Source organism: Bacillus sp. AFS055030, assembly GCF_002574545.1.
In the GTDB taxonomy this organism is placed as follows: Bacteria; Bacillota; Bacilli; order Bacillales; family Bacillaceae_G; genus Gottfriedia.
In genome coordinates this window covers 74,562-92,221 of sequence record NZ_NUGT01000003.1, presented here as the reverse complement: position 1 = coordinate 92,221, position 17,660 = coordinate 74,562, and the positions used below count along the sequence as shown (strand labels likewise).

Below are 17,660 nucleotides of genomic sequence, written 5' to 3'. Positions count from 1 at the left end.
ATTTTCCGACAGATTAATATACTTTTTCGATTTTTTTCATACAAATTATATTCAAAAAATTTTCCCAATACAAAAATCTCAAACAGAGTGGTATGATTTTAGTACAAGCAATTAAACGATACTAACGACTAATAACTTCATTAGTATTTTTTAAATGCACCCCCATTTAATAACCAGTTTAAAGCAAGATGTAATCATTACATCTTGCGATTTTTTTGATATAAGCAATTTTTATTTCTATAAATAATTTAAATATAGTTTTTAATTTTTAAGCCAACAAGTTTTACTAGAAATCATCCAACATCATTTATACTCATAGAGGTCCTATATGACAAAAAAATCACTCGCCTTATATTTGGTAATTTTTGGAATAACCGTCATTATTATATTAACATTAAAACTATCTATTGAAAAAGAAAAACAGAAAAGATTAGACAATGAAGCGTCTACCGAACTAATAATAGAACAAAATGTACAAAATTCTGTAAGAAACTATATTACAGCTTTAAAGTGGAAAGATGTTGAGCTTTATAATTCAATTGTTGTAGATTCATTAAAAATCAGCAATCACTCTTACTACTTTACTAAGATAATGTCTAATGTTCTTGATGCAAAATTTATCGGTGATAACTTATCTATCATTCATTTAAATAAGAAAGATCATAAAACTACAGTATATATAAAATATGAAATAACATTTGTTGATGGGATAAAACCCGAAGGAAATTTTAAAAATGGTAGAAATATATGTAATGTAACAATGGATCTTGTTAAATTTAAAAATAAATGGGTTATTACAAGTATTTATAATTTAAAAGTTATTTAAATAGACATACGTTCTCAATAAAGACCATCATAAAAGAAACGTCCATTAGGAAATAGATCCCTTATGGTTGTTTTTTGTATTTAATCTATTTCCCTGCCCTGGTTTATAGTTTTCTAAAATTTATACAAAAAAGGAGGTCTCAAAAGTACTCTGACTTTGAGACCTCCTTTTTAAGTCACCCTATACCAAAAATGATTAAATAGTATCTAAGTCTTTCAACAACAAATCTTTACTTTCTTCAACCATTACATCTTTTACATATTCATACGCTTTAGTTTTAGCAGCTAAGCTTTCTTGGGACTGATTTAGTCTTGCATGCGCTCTTGATAAAGCCTCATATGCATAAGCTATGTAGAACGGCTCTAACTCTTTTTCTAAACTAATCTTGACACATTTTTTTGCGTAATCTAAAGCTGTTTGTCCTTCCCCTATAACAGCATACACTCTTGATAATTGCCAATAGCCAATCGATATGTTTTTTGGTGTATGGTTCTCTACTTTTGTCCAATGCCAAAAAGAACTATGACATAAATGAACCATCTCTTCTGATTCACTTTGTGATCTATTTTCTAATTCAAGTAAATCCCACACTTTATTAAAACATGAAACAGCCAGGTCCCTATGAGTGAAGTTATTTTGTTTAATCGTCTTTTCCATAATTTACCTCTTTATAAAAAAATTTAAAATATGTATTTCATCTAATTTAGATAAACGCAAACATTTTACTCACATAACGAGTTTGCTTCATCATCACACGTCGTTAAGGATTCAATGTTGTTTGAGCTATTTTTAATTTGAATAACTGCATTTCTTCGTTGCTCTTCTAACTTCAATCTTTTTTCGCCTTTGATTTGTTCATAATAATTTATTTCTTGTTCTTGTCGCTCATCTGCATTAGCATTAAAGCTCATTAAAATACCTACTGGAGTTGCTAAAACTAACAAAAAAACACCAATTCTAAGAGCCGCGTACTTAAAAGCTTTGTACCCGTTTTTTATTAATTTATCCATATTTATTGATCTCCTCAAATTGAATATGATTATTCATCATTCTTTAGCAAACCTTGACTAACAATACTATTCTCTGTACTATTCATATTTTCCTGTCTACCAATTTATGGATCATAAAATTTCTATGAGCAATCCTAACCAAATGCTTACACTAATAAAAAAAACGCGTTCATACAGATGAAAATTAACTCATCTATATGAACGCGTTGTTATTTTCTAAGATTTTATTCACCTAAATCTACATTGTGATAAACACGTTGAACATCTTCTATATCTTCAAGAACATCTAACATTTTTTCAAACTTTGCAAGTCCATCTTCTGGAAGAGTTATGTCATTTTGCGCTAACATAGTTAATTCAGCTACTGTAAACTCTGTAATCCCTACGTTTTTAAACGCTTCTTGTATTGCATAGAATTGGTCTTGATCAGCATAAACAATAACAGCGTCATCTTCTTCTAAAATATCGCGAACATCAACATCCGCTTCCATTAAGATTTCAAGAACTTCATCTGAAGTTTTACCTTCAAGTCCAATTACAGCCGTTGCATCGAACATATATGAAACAGAACCTGTTACCCCAAGATTACCACCGTTTTTGTTAAATGCAGCACGAACCTCTGCTGCTGTACGGTTTACATTATTAGTAAGCGCGTCAACAATTACCATTGATCCATTTGGTCCAAAACCTTCGTAACGTAGTTCATCAAAGTTTTCTTCAGATCCACCTTTTGCTTTTTCAATCGCACGATCAACGATATGCTTTGGTACACTATAAGTTTTCGCGCGTTCAAGTACAACTTTTAAAGCTTGGTTTGATTCTGGATCCGGCTCACCTTGCTTCGCTGCTACATATATTTCACGTCCAAACTTTGCATAAATACGACTAGTATTTGCATCTTTTGAAGCTTTCTTCTCTTTAATATTATTCCATTTACGACCCATCTTGTTCCACTCTCTTTCAACTTTAAATCTACGATTAATTTTCTATGTATTTGACTTACGCCAAACACTTACCATTTATTATTATACCTCATTTACACTTTTTTTCGAAATTAATCATTACTAAAAATTAGTGGAAATAAAAAACATTACTTCTAGTTTTGAAGTAATGCCTTTCTATTAAATAACCTTTACTTTTATCAAATAAGTAAAATAATTATTCCCCTTCCAAATACCTTTTACTTCATATATTCTCTCCCCTTTTTTAGATCCTAGTTGGAAAGAGTAACTTCCGTAATGTTCTAAATTTTGGTCATAAATATATGCCTTCTTCGTCCCAATATGCTCTAATATTTCTACATTTTCGGGTTGTTTAGAAAAATATATTCTTAAATGCTCTCCCTCTAGTGCTGGAATAGCTACCTCTTCTTTAATAGTTTTATATGTTTCATTTGTTGATTGATCTTTATCTAATAATTTTCCCCAAGAATAATTTGCTATTTTATAAGGAATTGTTTTATCTGCTAGCTCAAATTTAACTTCCGGTTTTTCATCATTAGACAATATTGTTACATGAATAATAATCGAAATCGTAAAGAATGCTACTAAATATAAGATCCCCTTTTTAACCATCGAATATTTCGCTCCATATATTTTCATTTAATAAGTTTAATGTAATCTATTTCCATTAAATTGTATATTGGGAAAATTCTGCACTTTTTGAATTAAAATAAGATATTTTGAAACATATTTATCATAGAAATAACAAAAGTTAAGTTATTATAGTTGGAGTAGTAATAGAAAGGATTGATAAAATGTTTAACAATAATCCAGAATATTGGATTTCTAAACTTGGACTAGAAGCACATCCAGAAGGGGGATATTATAAATCTACCTATCAATCAAGTGAGCAAATATCTGATTGTGAATTAACCGTAAACTTTGATGATCATAGATTCCTTTATACTAGTATCTATTTTTTACTACAATCACATGATATTTCTCATTTTCACAGATTAAAATCTGATGAATTATGGTATTTTCACGCAGGTAGTTCATTAACGATTCATGTTATACATGAGAATGGTCAGTACGAAGAAATAAAATTAGGACTTAATTTAGAAAATGGAGAAGTTCCCCAATATTTAGTACCAAAAAATTCAATTTTCGGTTCATCAGTTATGGAAGAAAATACTTTTTCATTAGTAGGCTGCATGGTTTCACCTGGATTTGATTTTAAAGATTTTGAATTATTTACTCAAGAGCAATTACATAATAAATACCCTGCACATAAAGAGATTATTAATAAGTTAGCTTATAAGGTACTTCCTAATTAGGTTTAACGAAAGAAAGTGAGTTATTAGCTCACTTTCTTTTTTTGGGGAATAGGGATATGAAACATCTAACTCAAAAGTTAAGGTAATCTTTTTTCACTGTAACCATTTGTGGTTACTTCATATTTAAATAATTAGTACTCACAAATCCTTTTTTACCATTGTAGGAAACGATTGCCCAATTATAATCGATTTTGGTTTTCCCTTCAGTTTGGTAGCCAAGGAAGCTGACTTTTGCACCTTTAGGAATTACTGTAAGAATTTTATATTTTGTACTAGGACCGCTACGCAAATTTAAATTGGCTTTTGTTGTAACAGTAGTTGGTACTTTTTGTAAGTATTTTGTACTTACATAAGCTATACCATTTTTAGTAGTTGTTGTTTTAATTTGTGCCCAACTAGCATTATAGAATTTTACAATCTCAATTTGATCTTTCTTTCTTAAAGTGTCAACTACTTTTGAGCTCGTATTTGGAGCACTTCGTACGTTTAATACACTTGCAGTTACCTCATATACACTAATCGGAGCATTTAAAACCGCTGCACTAACTTGTGTCGGCCCAGCTATTACACCATTTGAAACTAATAATGCGCCAGATAAAGCCATCGTGGATACAAATGCTTTTAATAATTTTCTCTTCATATTAAATTCCTCCTCTCCTAATACATCTCTATAATATTAAATCAATGTTTCAAAATTAGTCATGAGATGTATCCAATTTGTAAACTTTTCAGGTTGGATTAAATTAGATACAACTACTGGAAAAATTTGCATATTGTTCCAAACTTATGGACAATCTAAATTTTGTATTTGCATGGAATGGAGGAAAATTATGGATAACCAACCAAATAATGAAGAAATATTAACGAATCGGCAAGGCCATCCAGTAACAGATAATCAAAATGTTAGAACCGTTGGTAATCGGGGACCAACAACATTAGAAAACTATGACTTTCTTGAAAAAATCTCTCATTTTGATCGTGAACGAATTCCAGAACGAGTTGTACATGCACGCGGGGCCGGTGCACAAGGATATTTCGAAGCCTATGGAAAAGTAGGCGATCATCCAATCGCTAAATACACTAGAGCAAAATTATTTCAGGAGAAGGGAAAAAAAACACCTGTTTATGTGCGTTTCTCCACAGTTGTAGGTGGTGCACATTCTCCTGAAACTTTACGTGATCCACGAGGTTTCGCTACAAAGTTTTATACAGAAGATGGAAATTGGGATTTAGTCGGTAATAATTTAAAAATCTTTTTTATTCGTGATCCTTTAAAATTTCCAGACATGGTTCACTCATTCAAAGCAGATCCAGTAACAAACCTTCCTGATCCTGAAAGAATGTTTGACTTTCTTCATCTAACACCAGAATCCACTCATATGGTTACTTTTATCTTTTCACCATGGGGAATTCCAGCTAACTATCGACAAATGCAGGGGTCCGGTGTTAATACATATAAGTGGGTAAACAAAGATGGCGAATCCGTTCTAATTAAATACCACTGGGAACCGCTAAAACAAGGAATCAAAAATTTAACACAACGTGAAGCTAATGAAATTCAATCAACAAATTATAATCATGCTACTCAAGATTTATACGAAGCTATTGAGAAAGGCGATTATCCGGAGTGGGAATTATGTGTACAAATCATGAGTGATGATGAACATCCGGAGCTTGATTTTGATCCACTTGATCCTACAAAGCTATGGGATCCAGAAAAGTTTCCTTTTTTACCAGTAGGAAAAATGGTATTAAACAAAAATCCAGAAAACTATTTTGCGGAAGTTGAACAAATTGCATTTGGAACAGGTGTATTAGTTGATGGACTTGATTTTTCAGATGATAAATTACTTCAAGGCCGTACTTTTTCTTACTCAGATACACAACGATATCGAGTTGGGACAAATTACTTACAACTACCAGTTAATTCACCTAAAAAACATGTAGCAACAAATCAACGTGATGGACAAATGGAATATAAAGTTGACGCAGCGCCAGGTCAAAACCCACATGTGAACTATGAACCTTCATCACTAGGTGGATTAAAAGAAGCACCAAAGAGTGGAAAAGATCATGAGCCTGCATACAATAATAAATTAGTACGCCAAAAAATTGACCGACCTAACGACTTTCTCCAAGCTGGTAATACATACCGTGCTTTCGACGAAACTGAAAAAAGTGAATTAATTTCAAATTTAGTAGATGCACTAAAAGTATGTAAACCTCATATTCAAGAAACGATGGTCGGCTATTTTACAAAAGCTGATGAAGAATACGGACGCAGAGTGCGCGAAGGATTAGAAAAAGCGAATCGTAGTCAAACGGAACATACTAGTACTGAGGCAGCTGATGCCGCATCTGAGAAAGCCAAAAATATGGGGCATGAATCGGATCGCTATTGAACTATAAATGAGGATAGGATAAATTCCTATCCTTTTTTTGCGTAATGATCTATTATCTGAAAATTACAACATATATATTCCCAATAAAAAAATTAAAGTATAAAATATATTTGTACGAAATTTGATGATACATATTAAATAAATTGAGAGTGAGATGATCATGAAATGAATAATGTGACTAAGTTTAAGATTTTCACACCGGCAAAAGATATATTCGAAGCATTTGTTGATCCAACTAGAATAGGAAACTTTTGGTTTTCTTCTAGTTCTGAACGTTGGGAAGAAGGAAAAGTCATTACTTTAAAATACGATCTTTACAATGCAGAAGGTAAAATAAAAATTATCGAAGTTGAGGAGAATAAGAAGATTGTCTTTGCTTGGGGTCCTACAGCAGAAGGAAATATCGTAACGATTACATTAAACGAACAAGATCAAAATAACACAATCATTGAAGTCGTGGAAGAAGGCTTTAGTGAAAGCAACCCGGAATATGTTCATCATTTAATCGATAATAAAGAAGGCTGGGTATTTATGCTTAGCTGTTTAAAATGTTATTTAGAATTTGGTGTAACTAAGTTAAGAGGCGGATTAGTGAAATAATTTTCAAATAAAAAAGGGTTCCATTTGTCACCACATTGACCGATGGACCCTTTTTTTTCCTCAATTCTTTAGCATACTCTTTTAGAATCTTTCTCAAAAAACCTAGTTTCATATTGTCCAGCTACGATATAATTTTCGTTTTCATTGCAAATTCGCCAGCCATGACCTTTAACGTACTCGCACGGAACAATTAATTGATTTTCTAAATATACCCTTGAAACTGTGCTATAGCCTGAGTCGTTTTGACTGGAGGTTGTATACACAATGTCATTATGTGTACTAATATCTAAATAACTAACATTGCTTCTTGTACTATAACATTGATTCCAACGACAATTTTCCTCGTTAATACTTTGGGTAGCGATAATCGTACGACCATGTTCAGTTCTTGTTACTGCTGTAGAACTGAACATGGTATTCATACAGTTTCCTCAAATTGATCTTCAAATTGGCTAATATAGTTAATTGCAAACGTAACACAACGCTCAATGTCTTCTTCCGTTTCCGGTGCTAATTCTACTTTTAATCCTTCCTGTATTATTTGGGCACCACATTCTTTTAATCTCTCTTCTAAAAGATCTACTGCAGCGCAAAACTTAGGATAAGCATGATCACCTGATCCAAATACAGCAGCTTTTTTACCAGTTAAATTTAGGTTTTCGAGGTCATCGTAAAAATCTTCTACTTCATATGGAAGCTCTCCGTCCCCCCACGTATAAGCCCCTAATATAATGCCATCAAACTCTACTAATTTCTGGGTATTAATATGTTCAATTTCTTTCATCTCTATATCATGCCCCATCGTATCTATACTAGATTTAATTAACTCAGCTATTTCCTCTGTGTTACCTGACATACTTGCAAAAGCGATTAAAATTTTAGCCATTCTTCTCTCTCCTCATTCAAAGGTTTTATTTATGACTATTATTTAAACAGCATCTTTATTAGTGAAGAATTTGTTCTTTAATTCTTTTAAACTACGTAATTCATTTGCAATTGTAAGAAATGACTCGCGATCATTCACATCAAGTGCTTCGTTTATTTTAAAATTCAAATGGTTTAATTTCAGATCTAAATCCCAGTTGGAACAAAGCACACCACTTTCGTATAAGTTTTCTATGTCTTCAACATGCAAATAAAATTCAAAATCATCGTTGTTATCAATTAAATAATGCCATCCTAAACAATCAACGTATTTCCTCTCACTTGTCATCGTCCATACATCACCTTCACTAAATTCAATTACGTGTTGATGCTTTTGACCTGGACAACAGCATGTTACTTGCTGATGAAATGGCTCTAAAATAATGAAATGTTTATCCATCAACGGCCTCCTTAATGGCTCTTTCTTACCTATCCTGAGCAACTTTTAAATTAGAGAATCAATCTTTTTTGACACTGATAATCATTTTCAATTGTAATTCTATATGATAATGATTATCAGTGTCAATTATATTTTACATTCTTTTCTATTTATAAGAAAAAATGAGGGTGTCCCCAATGTTTTATGGGACACCCTCGTTTTTTAATGTTAGAAAATTAAATAGCTTACTTACTCAAAGTTTTTTGGGTTTATCAACCGAACAAAAGTTGAAATCCCCCACCAGGTTCAGCAATTTCCAAAAAAAGAACCCTAAACAAAATGGGTTCCTACTACTGTTATCTCCGCTGATTCAAACCATTTACATAAAGGATAATAATCGCAAAGAGAATCATTCCACAAACAATAAAAGGCATTAGGCCTGAACTATATACCATATATACTCGAATATGACGTAATGCATTTATAATAATAAAAATCACCATGACTAACCATAAAATTGCAATAAGAGCCGCATTTTTGTTTCTTCGCATAAACATCAGCCCCTTCCAAAAAGCAATTACAAAAAATACCGTTTATTTTATTATATAGTCGAATCACCGAATCAATGACCATACGTTTTGTATCGATGTAAAAGATAGCGGATTGCCAGCTTGACCATTGAAATATCGATACAAGCCTTTCTTTATACCAGCATTGGGTATTACTTATCTTGTATAATTTTATACAATCGCTTTTTGTGTTCAGCGCAAAAATATATTAAGATATTTTTAAGTGCTATATCTTTTCTATAGTAAATATACTATCTATTCAATTTAAGGAGTTTTCAAAATATGAGTATGCCATTTGAATTTAATTGGTTAATTGTAACGAATGATCACGCCATTAGACATGAAAACAATCTATTCACGCTTGAACAAAACGGATACCATTTATATCCAATTGACACACCAATCAATGTCACAAGAAAAAATGATGAAAAACCTTTTGGTGTAGCTGTAATACAGAAAATCGAATGGAGAAATAAGAATACTTATATGCTTTATGAACTAAAAGCAATTGATACGGTTAATTAAAAAGATTTAACAACAAAAAGTTCAAGTACAATACTTGAACTTTTTTTCAACCTAGAGATTTTAAAGACTTAGAATAGATAATTGGTGCATTACTTTTATTAACCATCTCAATAATACCAATCTCTTGTATTTTTCCTACAATCGTATCATTTCGATGTAAGCAATAATTATATGCCTCTACAAGTTTATCCGGTAACAATCGATTGGCTAAAGTACAATGTGGTACCCACTTTTCAGGTAGATACATAGAATTTGGATCATCATTAAACTGTCTAAACTGAATATGAAAATTCTCATGAAACTCAATCAAATGTTTAGTAACAATTGGCGAAAAATACAATATACCAGTATTTAAAAAGGATCCAATTGAAGTGAAACTAATTTCAATCTCTTGCTTATTTTCATAAAAATCATCTAAATGTTCAATAAAACTTAACTTATCTAAATCATGATAACTTGCTAAAGTAATATGCGGTTTACGATCTACTACTTCATCAGCATAGAAAGAAATCGATTTTTCTCTTAACTCTGTCCAAATATCTTTAATGATTTGTTCAGTTTTTGCATCAAATAACGCTACAACTCCGTACATGAGTCTCCTCTCTTTCTAAAATTATACTAGATCCATATGCATAATAAAGAGTTCACCTTTTCTCCCCATGACCCTATTTCCTTTATCAATAAATCCACTTGTTAAATAAACATGCTGAGCAGCAATATTTTTATGATTCACACCTAAAATAATTTCATCTCGTTCAGGAAAGTTCTCTTTTACAAAAGAAGGCAATAAATGTAAAGATTGTTTTGCAATCCCTTTTCCTTGAAAATTTGTATCAACAGAAAAAGCTCTTAATAGAATTGCATTTTTATTATCACTATATTGTCTAACTCCATCCCAACCATGCAAAACAAAAAATCCTGCAACATCATTATTACTCAAAATTAAAATCGCATGACGATCAGCCTCTATTGCACATTTCTCAATATTATCAATAGGTAGACCAGTAAATTTTAAATGCTCATCAGCCAGAAAATAGTTTTTTAATTGATCCTCGTATTGATTATTATAAAATATTAAAGAAACAGTATTAGTCGGCAATAAAGAATTAGACATGAAAATATCCTCCAATAAAAATAGAATTATATGAATAGTACAATAATTATAGTCGCATTTCTATAGTATTTTTTTACTTGATCACTACAATTCTTAATCAACTATTTTAAATTATTGGAGGTTAAATACTTATATGTAGTCAATTCAAAACAAAAAACCACTTCCTTTAGTGGTTTTTCCTAGCCGATTTTCAAAAAAACTAGATTTGCTCAAATGGTTCTGGATAATTTTGTTGAAAATACGATAATAAATCACCTTTCTTAAGAAGGAGATTCAAACAAATTTGCTGGCTAATCGCAGATTTAAATACAAGTTTATTGCAAAACTGACACTTTTCCTTTTCAATAAATGCATGTTTAATAGACAAAGGAAAAATCGTTTTTTGTTTTCCAGCTAATAATATGTAACCTTGATGATTAACAAAAAAGCTAATTTTAAAACCGTCGTATCCTCCAAGCTTACTAATAACAACGTTTTGAATATCTAAGTCTTGAATCACCATGTTATATAACACCTCCGTTTTCAACAAAATATATGACGAAATGCTATTTTTATGACTCATTATCGTTAAATATTTTCATAAAAAAATAAAAACTACCTAAAAAGTAATTAATAATCACGATTTCTTTAATAATTTATTATTTTGCTTTGGTCGACGATTGTCATAAGCCAATTTAAACCTGATTAAAATTGTTCAGAATAATGTTCTTGGAAATAAGCTAATAATTCTTTTCTTCTATTTAATAATGCTGAACAAACTTGTTGACTAATTGTTGATGGAAGAACTAATTTATTGCAAAGTTTGCATGTACTTTTTTCATTAAAATTGTGAATGAGAGACAAAGGAAATAATAAGTTTGTTTTACCGACTAAAAGTACATACTGCTGTTGATTAATAGAAAATCTAATTTTATAGCCTTTATAATCCGTATGTTTTGTAATTCGTATATTTTGGATATCAAGTTCTAGCTTTGTCATTTTGATTAGCACCTCCAGTTAATGATAGGATTGAATTTTTATAGACTTTTGTACACTTGTATTTCTTGACAACTTGTATAATCTATCTTATTAGTTTACTTAGCAAAACTTTCATAAAGACAATAAGCTTAGTTGTACTTACTAAAAAAATATTTAGTTTTGCACTTTTGAATAATAAGAGATTCCTATTTTTTGTTGTTTTTTTTTAGTAAATTTTGAGGTAATTTTACTTTTTCGGTAAAATTTGACACTAAATAAGTGAAGATACCTATGTTTTTATGTTAGAATTTAAACTAAATGTGATTTCACATTTTAAATAATTTAATTACCAAGTTCATGTAATCTTAGATTTGCCCTTACTATTAAAAGAGGTAAGGGACTTTTTCTTTGTTATTTCAGTTATTGGTTAGAGGGAAGGTTAGTAATGAAAACGAAATCAGCAAGTACCTTAATTCAGTTAAACATGAAAGGAGAAAGAAATAAAAAGCGAACATTAAACTCATTAGCATTAGTTGGACTTGCTTCAACATTAACAATTCAAATTCCATATAATACTACTGCAGCTGCAGCCCCGATTGATTCCAAAAAAACTCTGCAATCTAGTAAACTATATTCAAATAACATTAGTACATACAAATCAACTGGTAATGGTGTCCGTGTAAGATCAGGTGCTGGTACCTCTTATCAGATTTTAGGTAGTGTTAATAAAAATCAAAAACTAGATGTCATTTCATTGTCTAATGGTTGGTATAAGATAAAATTTAATGGATCAACTGGATATATTAGTGCATCTTATGTTGGAAAAGTTACCGAATCGAATAATACGGATCAATCTGTTAGTCCAGGAAACTATATTTCTACTGGTAATGGTGTCCGCATAAGATCTGGTGCCAGTACTTCTTATCAGATTTTAGGTAGTGTTAATAAAAATCAAAGACTAGATGTCATCTCAGTTTCTAATGGTTGGTATAAAATAAAATTTAATGGGTCAACTGGATATATTAGTGCATCTTATGTTGGAAAAGTTACCGAATCGAATAATACGAATCAAACTATTAGTTCAGGAAACTATATTTCTACTGGTAATGGTGTCCGCATAAGGTCTGGTGCTGGAACTTCTTATCACATTTTAGGTAGTGTTAACAAAAATCAAAAACTAGATGTCATTTCATTATCTAGTGGATGGTATAAGGTAAAATATAATGGAACAACTGGATATATTAGTGCATCTTATGTCGGAAAAGAGACCGATTCAAACAAGGTAGATTCAAATCAAACAGATACAAATCAGACAGAAACAAATAAAGTTGATTCAAATAACTCTCAATCATTCAATGTTCAAACTTTAATCAACGTATCGAAAAAGTATTCAGGTGTACCTTATATTTGGGGAGGAGAAACGCCATCTGGCTTTGACTGCAGTGGTTTTATTTCTTATGTATTCAAAAAATCTGGCCTGTCACTTCCTAGAACAAATGTTGCTGGTTATTGGTATAATAATTCAAGTTTAAAAACCGTAGACGACTTTCAACCTGGAGATTTAATCTTTTTCAAAAACACTTATACTTACGGACCGTCCCACATGGGTATAGTAATTAATGATAATGAGTTTATCCATGCAAGTAGTAGTTCAGGAGTAACTATTTCTAAAATAAACAATCCATATTGGAACGAACATTTTTTAGGATTTAAAAGATTTAATTAAGTTTTACAAACATCTTACTAGAAAAAACACCTATCATGGGTGTTTTTTCAGTTTGTCGATCTAATACATAGTTTTACATCCTCATAGTGGGTTCATGAGTAACTCCCCTTTTTCAAAATTTTGATGTTTACCTACTCAGAACGTGTTCTTGAGCTCATGAAACCGTTACAAGTTTACATTTCAACAGCATACAAAAAAACACCCATTAAAGGTGTTTTTTTACTAATTGCTCTCAATGATTTCTTTTAATTCAGACCAGCAAGTAATACGTGGGATATCCAATCCTCGATTATATGAGGTGTCTTTTACATACGCTTTTAAAGTTAATTCTGAGAGTGTGTTTACTATTTCTGGTTTATCATCGAAATAGTAATCTAAGGCTAATTCTTTTATGATATGAATTTTTTCGGAATCTTTCATTCCGCAAAAAAATCGTTCATGATGAACTGGAAATCCATTTTTTACTAACCATTCTTTTGTTCGTTCACCATATTCTTTATTTCTTGCTGTCACATAATAAATTTCGTGTCCTTGCTTTTCTAATTCTTGTAATGTTTCAACTGCATATGGAAATGGGGGACATGTAGTAAAGTATGTCTCTTCTAGATTACTTTTCCACATTTTGCTTCCTTCTTCTGCCGTTAGGCCAAATGGTTCATGTATTTCAACAGTTTTTAATTCATTGTAAGCTTCGATTGGGATGTTTTTATTTAATTTCTTATTATAAATGTGAAAAGCATGTTGTCTTAAATCAATCAAAGTATCGTCAATATCGAATCCGAATTTCATTCTAAGAGTCCTTCCTCATGAAGTAGTATAGTTTGGATAGCCTATGAATTTATAATCGGGACCAATTTTCGTTAATTCAATCTCTTCAAGTTCAATCGCTTGTCCCATTTTATCTAGCCCAGTACCTTCTAAAAATGTAGGTGCATTTTTCCCACCTATTAGTTTAGGAGCTAAATAGACAATCACTTTATCCACTAATTTTTGATTCATAAAGGAAGCATTCACTTCTCCACCACCTTCTACTAATAAAGAGGAGATTGACTGTTCACCTAGAATTTTTAGCATTTCGTTTAAATCAACTCGATTTAAATCGTTTGTAACAAATACTTTTACACCTAAGTTTTCTAATTCGTTTCTCTTTTGTTCAGTGTGTTTTTGACTTGTGAAGATCCATGTTTCTGCTTGTTGATCAGTAACAACTTTTGAAACTAAAGGAATTTTTAAAGTTGAATCTAGAATTACTCTTACTGGATTACGTCCATTTGGAATTCTAGTTGTTAATTCTGGATTATCTTTTAATACAGTGTTAACACCAACTAATATCGCACCAATTTCATTTCTTAATTGATGAACATCATTTCGGGCTTCAGCTGAAGTGATCCATTTACTATCAGAAGTATGGGTAGCAATCTTCCCATCTAATGTAGACGCTGATTTCATTACGACAAAAGGAATATTTTTAACAATATATTTGTTAAATACTTCATTCATTTTGATCGATTGCTCTTCGCAAACTCCGATGATGACTTCAATTCCTGCGTCTTGAAGGATTTTTATTCCTCTTCCTGCAACTAGTGGATTTGGGTCAAGTGTAGCAACAACAGCTTTTTTCAAACCTGCACGTACAATCGCCTCTGCACAAGGACCAGTTCGTCCATGATGAGAACATGGCTCAAGCGTTACATAGATTGTTCCACCTTCAGCTTTATCACCTGCCATTCTTAGCGCATTAATTTCAGCATGAGGTTCACCGGCTTTTAGATGGGCACCGATTCCAACAATCCGATTATCATTTACGATTACCGAACCTACTAATGGATTGGGATCGGTTTGACCTTTCGTAGCCATTGCATTTTGAATGGCTAAATTCATATAAAATTCATGATTACTCATTTGTACGTCCTCCTTTAAAATGACCAGAACGAACGATTTTAGTCTCTAAATACTTTTCGTTATACTTTGATTTGTCTCCCCATAATTGAATTCTGCCTGATACATTAGCTCCAGAGTTTTGAAGAGCATTTAATTTTCTTGGGTTGTTAGTAATTAAAGTAACTGGTTTTGAACGAAGTGTTTTTAATACTCGAATCGCATCTTCATAGTTTCGTGCATCATCTACAAAACCAAGTTCTTCATTTGCTTCAACTGTATCAAATCCTTGCTCTTGTAAAACATAAGCCATCGCTTTACTAAATAAGCCGATTCCTCTTCCTTCATGATTTGCTAAATAAAATAATGCACCTGATTCATTCGATGAAATCATTTTCATTGCTTCTTTTAATTGGAATCCACAATCACAACGTTTACTTCCAAAAATATCACCTGTATGACAAATACTATGCATTCGAATCAGAGCATCCTCTGAATTCTCAAAATCACCGTAAACTAATACGCTTGATTGTTGCATTTCTGCTAAATTTGATGAAGCTAGTTTACTAATAATTTTTTCAGTGTTATATGAACCATCGTTGCAAAAATCCCCTTCGATATCTTCACAGCGTAGCCAACAATACCATTGAAAAATGACAGTTTCTCCGTCTAAATTAACTGGAAGTTTAATTGGTCCAACTAAATAAATTGATTTATCATTATTTTTTATTACATTAATTTTCTCTTTTAATAAAGAAACTACTTTTTCGTTGATCATGAGGCTTCCTCCTGTTTTCTTACAAGATTTCCTATAGTTATAATATGCTTCATTTTTACTTGTCCATTTTTAAATCGTTACATCAAAGTGGTGTTTGAAATTACTTTCCTGTTCTAGTTGCTGCTTTTGTAAGCTTTCAACTTCTCCTCGTCTAGCATATTCAAATTTCTTTAACACTATTGTACTAGTATCATTGTTTTGAATAGCTTCTTGTATGATTTCTGCTAAAATATCTGCATCCTTCATTGCAATATTTACACCAAGCGCAGCAGTAGGACTCATTGTGTGCGCTGCGTCACCCATTATTATTAAGCCGTCTTTTACCCATGTTTTGCTGCGACTGCTTTGAACATTTAATAATACAAAATCGTTCCAAGATTTTATACTTTCTTGAACGGTTTCTGTCAGTTCTGGAAATGCTTCGATTAATTGATTTACAAAAGGATTGAAAGATTTACTTCTTAAGTTCGGAAAAGAACCTTCTTCTATGTTCCATCCAATTTGAATAAACCCTCCTGCTTGAGTAAACAAAGCCAATTGTTGCTTATTAATCAATGTTAATCTAACTGTTGGATCCCAATTAGCAGGTCTTGGTACTTTAGCCCAAAGTAAATCGTATCCATGTTTTATGATTTCTGTTTGTATATTTGCTAATTTACGGATCGTTGAAAATCGTCCATCAGCACCAATTATAACCGAACTATTAATTGTTATTTCAGTTCCATTCCTAATTGCTTTAACACCAATGTAGCGACCATTTTGATCTTCTATTAGTTTGGTCACACGTGTGCCTAATAAAAGTTCAAAGTTTTTATATTTATTTGCTTCTTTTAAAATAACATTTAATAAATGGTTTTGTGGAACATGAATACCTACGTGTTTAGAATCTTGTGATGGAAAAATACTTTTTATTAGTTTATTATTATTCCAATATTCAACACGATCCATTAGTAGTAGTCCGTATTCTTTAACTTTTGCATAAAGATGATGCTTTTTTAATAGTTGTTCACCTTCAGAATTTAGATGCTCTCCCCTGAATTCTTTATCAATTCCACTATGCCGTTCTACAAGAACAGTCGAAATATTATTTTTTGCAAGCAAATAAGCTAATAGTGCACCACCTGGTCCCGCACCTACAATACATACATCTGTATTCATATTCATGTTGTTTTGCCACCTATTTAAAAGACATATCTTATTTTACTAAAAAAATTATTTAGTTACTTTATGTAAGTAAGTTTAATTTAGTAACAAACTTACGTCAAGTAATAAAATTATGTATAGTAATCTTGTTATTAATACAAATTTAGTTATAATATGGATAGAGGTGAGGTGGTTTTAAATGGATTTTTCTTTATTATGCCCTCGGTTTGAAAAAAGCGTAGAATTAATTAGTAAACGCTGGGCAATTTTGATAATTTTTCAACTTCTTTCTGGTTCACAACGATTTTGTACAATCGAATCAACTTTGCCAATTAGCGGACGAGTCCTCTCAGAAAGACTAAAAGATTTAGAGCAAGCAGGTATTGTAAAACGAGAAGTTTACCCAGAAACACCAGTTCGAATCGAATATTCTTTGACAGAAAAAGGACTGGCTTTAGAACCAGTTATTAAGGAATTAATGAAATGGTCGCAAGATTGGACAACAATCGATTAAGAATGTTTTTGTTTTTTGCTTCTCCTTTTAATTATTT

At 31.5% G+C, this 17,660-nt stretch carries 23 protein-coding genes and 1 pseudogene; 7 read left to right on the top strand and 17 right to left on the bottom strand.

The features are described from left to right. The first annotated feature begins 328 nt into the window (after positions 1 to 328). Positions 329 to 826 carry a hypothetical protein gene (locus tag CN925_RS01120; RefSeq protein ID WP_098843926.1) on the top strand — a complete coding sequence of 166 codons (498 nt, stop codon included), beginning with the start codon at positions 329 to 331 and terminating at the stop codon, positions 824 to 826. A 195-nt stretch (positions 827 to 1,021) separates the two neighbouring features. On the opposite strand, the gene CN925_RS01115 is transcribed toward CN925_RS01120, so the two are convergent. The 4 genes from CN925_RS01115 to CN925_RS01100 all read right to left on the bottom strand — a co-directional run bounded on the left by CN925_RS01115 (position 1,022) and on the right by CN925_RS01100 (position 3,410). Beyond that, the gene (locus CN925_RS01115; protein ID WP_098843925.1) at positions 1,022 to 1,483 is read right to left on the bottom strand and encodes a hypothetical protein; all 462 of its coding nucleotides are present in this window, start codon (positions 1,481 to 1,483) and stop codon (positions 1,022 to 1,024) included. A 65-nt stretch (positions 1,484 to 1,548) separates the two neighbouring features. Then, positions 1,549 to 1,836: a hypothetical protein gene (locus CN925_RS01110; RefSeq protein ID WP_098843924.1), complete on the bottom strand. Its 288-nt coding sequence runs from the start codon at positions 1,834 to 1,836 to the stop codon at positions 1,549 to 1,551. A 224-nt stretch (positions 1,837 to 2,060) separates the two neighbouring features. Beyond that, positions 2,061 to 2,780 (bottom strand): YebC/PmpR family DNA-binding transcriptional regulator, encoded by a 720-nt coding sequence (locus CN925_RS01105; protein WP_098843923.1) that lies wholly within the window; start codon positions 2,778 to 2,780, stop codon positions 2,061 to 2,063. Between the two features lie 177 nt (positions 2,781 to 2,957). Beyond that, positions 2,958 to 3,410 (bottom strand): hypothetical protein, encoded by a 453-nt coding sequence (locus CN925_RS01100; protein WP_098843922.1) that lies wholly within the window; start codon positions 3,408 to 3,410, stop codon positions 2,958 to 2,960. 182 nt (positions 3,411 to 3,592) lie between these two features. Between CN925_RS01100 and CN925_RS01095 the strand changes: the two genes are divergently transcribed. Continuing rightward, positions 3,593 to 4,114: a cupin domain-containing protein gene (locus tag CN925_RS01095; RefSeq protein WP_098843921.1), complete on the top strand. Its 522-nt coding sequence runs from the start codon at positions 3,593 to 3,595 to the stop codon at positions 4,112 to 4,114. A gap of 112 nt (positions 4,115 to 4,226) precedes the next feature. Here the strand turns inward: CN925_RS01095 and CN925_RS01090 are convergent, their stop codons facing one another. Then, positions 4,227 to 4,754, bottom strand: coding sequence for an SH3 domain-containing protein (locus CN925_RS01090; protein WP_098843920.1), 528 nt, complete (start codon positions 4,752 to 4,754; stop codon positions 4,227 to 4,229). A 208-nt stretch (positions 4,755 to 4,962) separates the two neighbouring features. Here CN925_RS01090 and CN925_RS01085 point away from each other — a divergent pair. Further along, a pseudogene (locus CN925_RS01085) lies at positions 4,963 to 6,516 on the top strand (catalase); the annotation flags it as partial. A gap of 165 nt (positions 6,517 to 6,681) precedes the next feature. After that, positions 6,682 to 7,116 carry an SRPBCC domain-containing protein gene (locus CN925_RS01080; RefSeq protein WP_098843919.1) on the top strand — a complete coding sequence of 145 codons (435 nt, stop codon included), beginning with the start codon at positions 6,682 to 6,684 and terminating at the stop codon, positions 7,114 to 7,116. Positions 7,117 to 7,184: 68 nt separating this feature from the next. On the opposite strand, the gene CN925_RS01075 is transcribed toward CN925_RS01080, so the two are convergent. From CN925_RS01075 to CN925_RS01060, 4 genes are all read right to left on the bottom strand, one after another. Continuing rightward, on the bottom strand, positions 7,185 to 7,538 hold the full coding sequence (locus CN925_RS01075; protein ID WP_098843918.1) for a hypothetical protein: 354 nt from the start codon (positions 7,536 to 7,538) through the stop codon (positions 7,185 to 7,187). After that, the gene (locus tag CN925_RS01070; protein ID WP_098843917.1) at positions 7,535 to 8,002 is read right to left on the bottom strand and encodes a flavodoxin; all 468 of its coding nucleotides are present in this window, start codon (positions 8,000 to 8,002) and stop codon (positions 7,535 to 7,537) included. Before CN925_RS01070 ends, CN925_RS01075 begins: the two co-directional genes overlap by 4 nt. 42 nt (positions 8,003 to 8,044) lie before the next feature. Further along, complete coding sequence (locus CN925_RS01065; RefSeq protein ID WP_098843916.1) at positions 8,045 to 8,440, bottom strand: hypothetical protein; 396 nt, start codon at positions 8,438 to 8,440, stop codon at positions 8,045 to 8,047. 335 nt (positions 8,441 to 8,775) lie between these two features. Beyond that, positions 8,776 to 8,970 carry a hypothetical protein gene (locus CN925_RS01060; RefSeq protein ID WP_098843915.1) on the bottom strand — a complete coding sequence of 65 codons (195 nt, stop codon included), beginning with the start codon at positions 8,968 to 8,970 and terminating at the stop codon, positions 8,776 to 8,778. 300 nt (positions 8,971 to 9,270) lie between these two features. Here CN925_RS01060 and CN925_RS01055 point away from each other — a divergent pair, with 300 nt between their 5' ends. Continuing rightward, positions 9,271 to 9,513: a DUF2584 family protein gene (locus CN925_RS01055; RefSeq protein ID WP_098843914.1), complete on the top strand. Its 243-nt coding sequence runs from the start codon at positions 9,271 to 9,273 to the stop codon at positions 9,511 to 9,513. 46 nt (positions 9,514 to 9,559) lie between these two features. On the opposite strand, the gene CN925_RS01050 is transcribed toward CN925_RS01055, so the two are convergent. The 4 genes from CN925_RS01050 to CN925_RS01035 form a co-directional block, all read right to left on the bottom strand. Further along, positions 9,560 to 10,105, bottom strand: a complete 546-nt coding sequence (locus CN925_RS01050; protein WP_098843913.1) for a 2'-5' RNA ligase family protein — start codon at positions 10,103 to 10,105, stop codon at positions 9,560 to 9,562. Between the two features lie 21 nt (positions 10,106 to 10,126). Beyond that, positions 10,127 to 10,627: a GNAT family N-acetyltransferase gene (locus CN925_RS01045; protein ID WP_098843912.1), complete on the bottom strand. Its 501-nt coding sequence runs from the start codon at positions 10,625 to 10,627 to the stop codon at positions 10,127 to 10,129. A gap of 199 nt (positions 10,628 to 10,826) precedes the next feature. Then, positions 10,827 to 11,129 (bottom strand): hypothetical protein, encoded by a 303-nt coding sequence (locus tag CN925_RS01040; RefSeq protein WP_098843911.1) that lies wholly within the window; start codon positions 11,127 to 11,129, stop codon positions 10,827 to 10,829. Between the two features lie 182 nt (positions 11,130 to 11,311). Then, positions 11,312 to 11,605, bottom strand: coding sequence for a hypothetical protein (locus tag CN925_RS01035; RefSeq protein ID WP_098843910.1), 294 nt, complete (start codon positions 11,603 to 11,605; stop codon positions 11,312 to 11,314). 424 nt (positions 11,606 to 12,029) lie between these two features. Here CN925_RS01035 and CN925_RS01030 point away from each other — a divergent pair, with 424 nt between their 5' ends. Continuing rightward, entirely contained in the window at positions 12,030 to 13,310 is a 1,281-nt protein-coding gene (locus CN925_RS01030; RefSeq protein ID WP_098843909.1) for a C40 family peptidase, read from the top strand. A 222-nt stretch (positions 13,311 to 13,532) separates the two neighbouring features. On the opposite strand, the gene CN925_RS01025 is transcribed toward CN925_RS01030, so the two are convergent. The 4 genes from CN925_RS01025 to CN925_RS01010 form a co-directional block, all read right to left on the bottom strand. Continuing rightward, entirely contained in the window at positions 13,533 to 14,099 is a 567-nt protein-coding gene (locus CN925_RS01025) for a 5' nucleotidase, NT5C type (RefSeq protein ID WP_098843908.1), read from the bottom strand. Between the two features lie 15 nt (positions 14,100 to 14,114). Continuing rightward, the gene (gene ribD / locus CN925_RS01020) at positions 14,115 to 15,212 is read right to left on the bottom strand and encodes a bifunctional diaminohydroxyphosphoribosylaminopyrimidine deaminase/5-amino-6-(5-phosphoribosylamino)uracil reductase RibD (RefSeq protein WP_098843907.1); all 1,098 of its coding nucleotides are present in this window, start codon (positions 15,210 to 15,212) and stop codon (positions 14,115 to 14,117) included. After that, complete coding sequence (locus CN925_RS01015; RefSeq protein WP_098843906.1) at positions 15,205 to 15,966, bottom strand: GTP cyclohydrolase II; 762 nt, start codon at positions 15,964 to 15,966, stop codon at positions 15,205 to 15,207. Before CN925_RS01015 ends, ribD begins: the two co-directional genes overlap by 8 nt. Positions 15,967 to 16,035: 69 nt before the next feature. Next, on the bottom strand, positions 16,036 to 17,130 hold the full coding sequence (locus tag CN925_RS01010) for an FAD-dependent monooxygenase (RefSeq protein ID WP_098843905.1): 1,095 nt from the start codon (positions 17,128 to 17,130) through the stop codon (positions 16,036 to 16,038). 178 nt (positions 17,131 to 17,308) lie between these two features. On the opposite strand from CN925_RS01010, the gene CN925_RS01005 reads away from it, so the two are divergent. Then, positions 17,309 to 17,623 (top strand): winged helix-turn-helix transcriptional regulator, encoded by a 315-nt coding sequence (locus CN925_RS01005; protein ID WP_098843904.1) that lies wholly within the window; start codon positions 17,309 to 17,311, stop codon positions 17,621 to 17,623. Positions 17,624 to 17,660 lie beyond the last annotated feature (37 nt).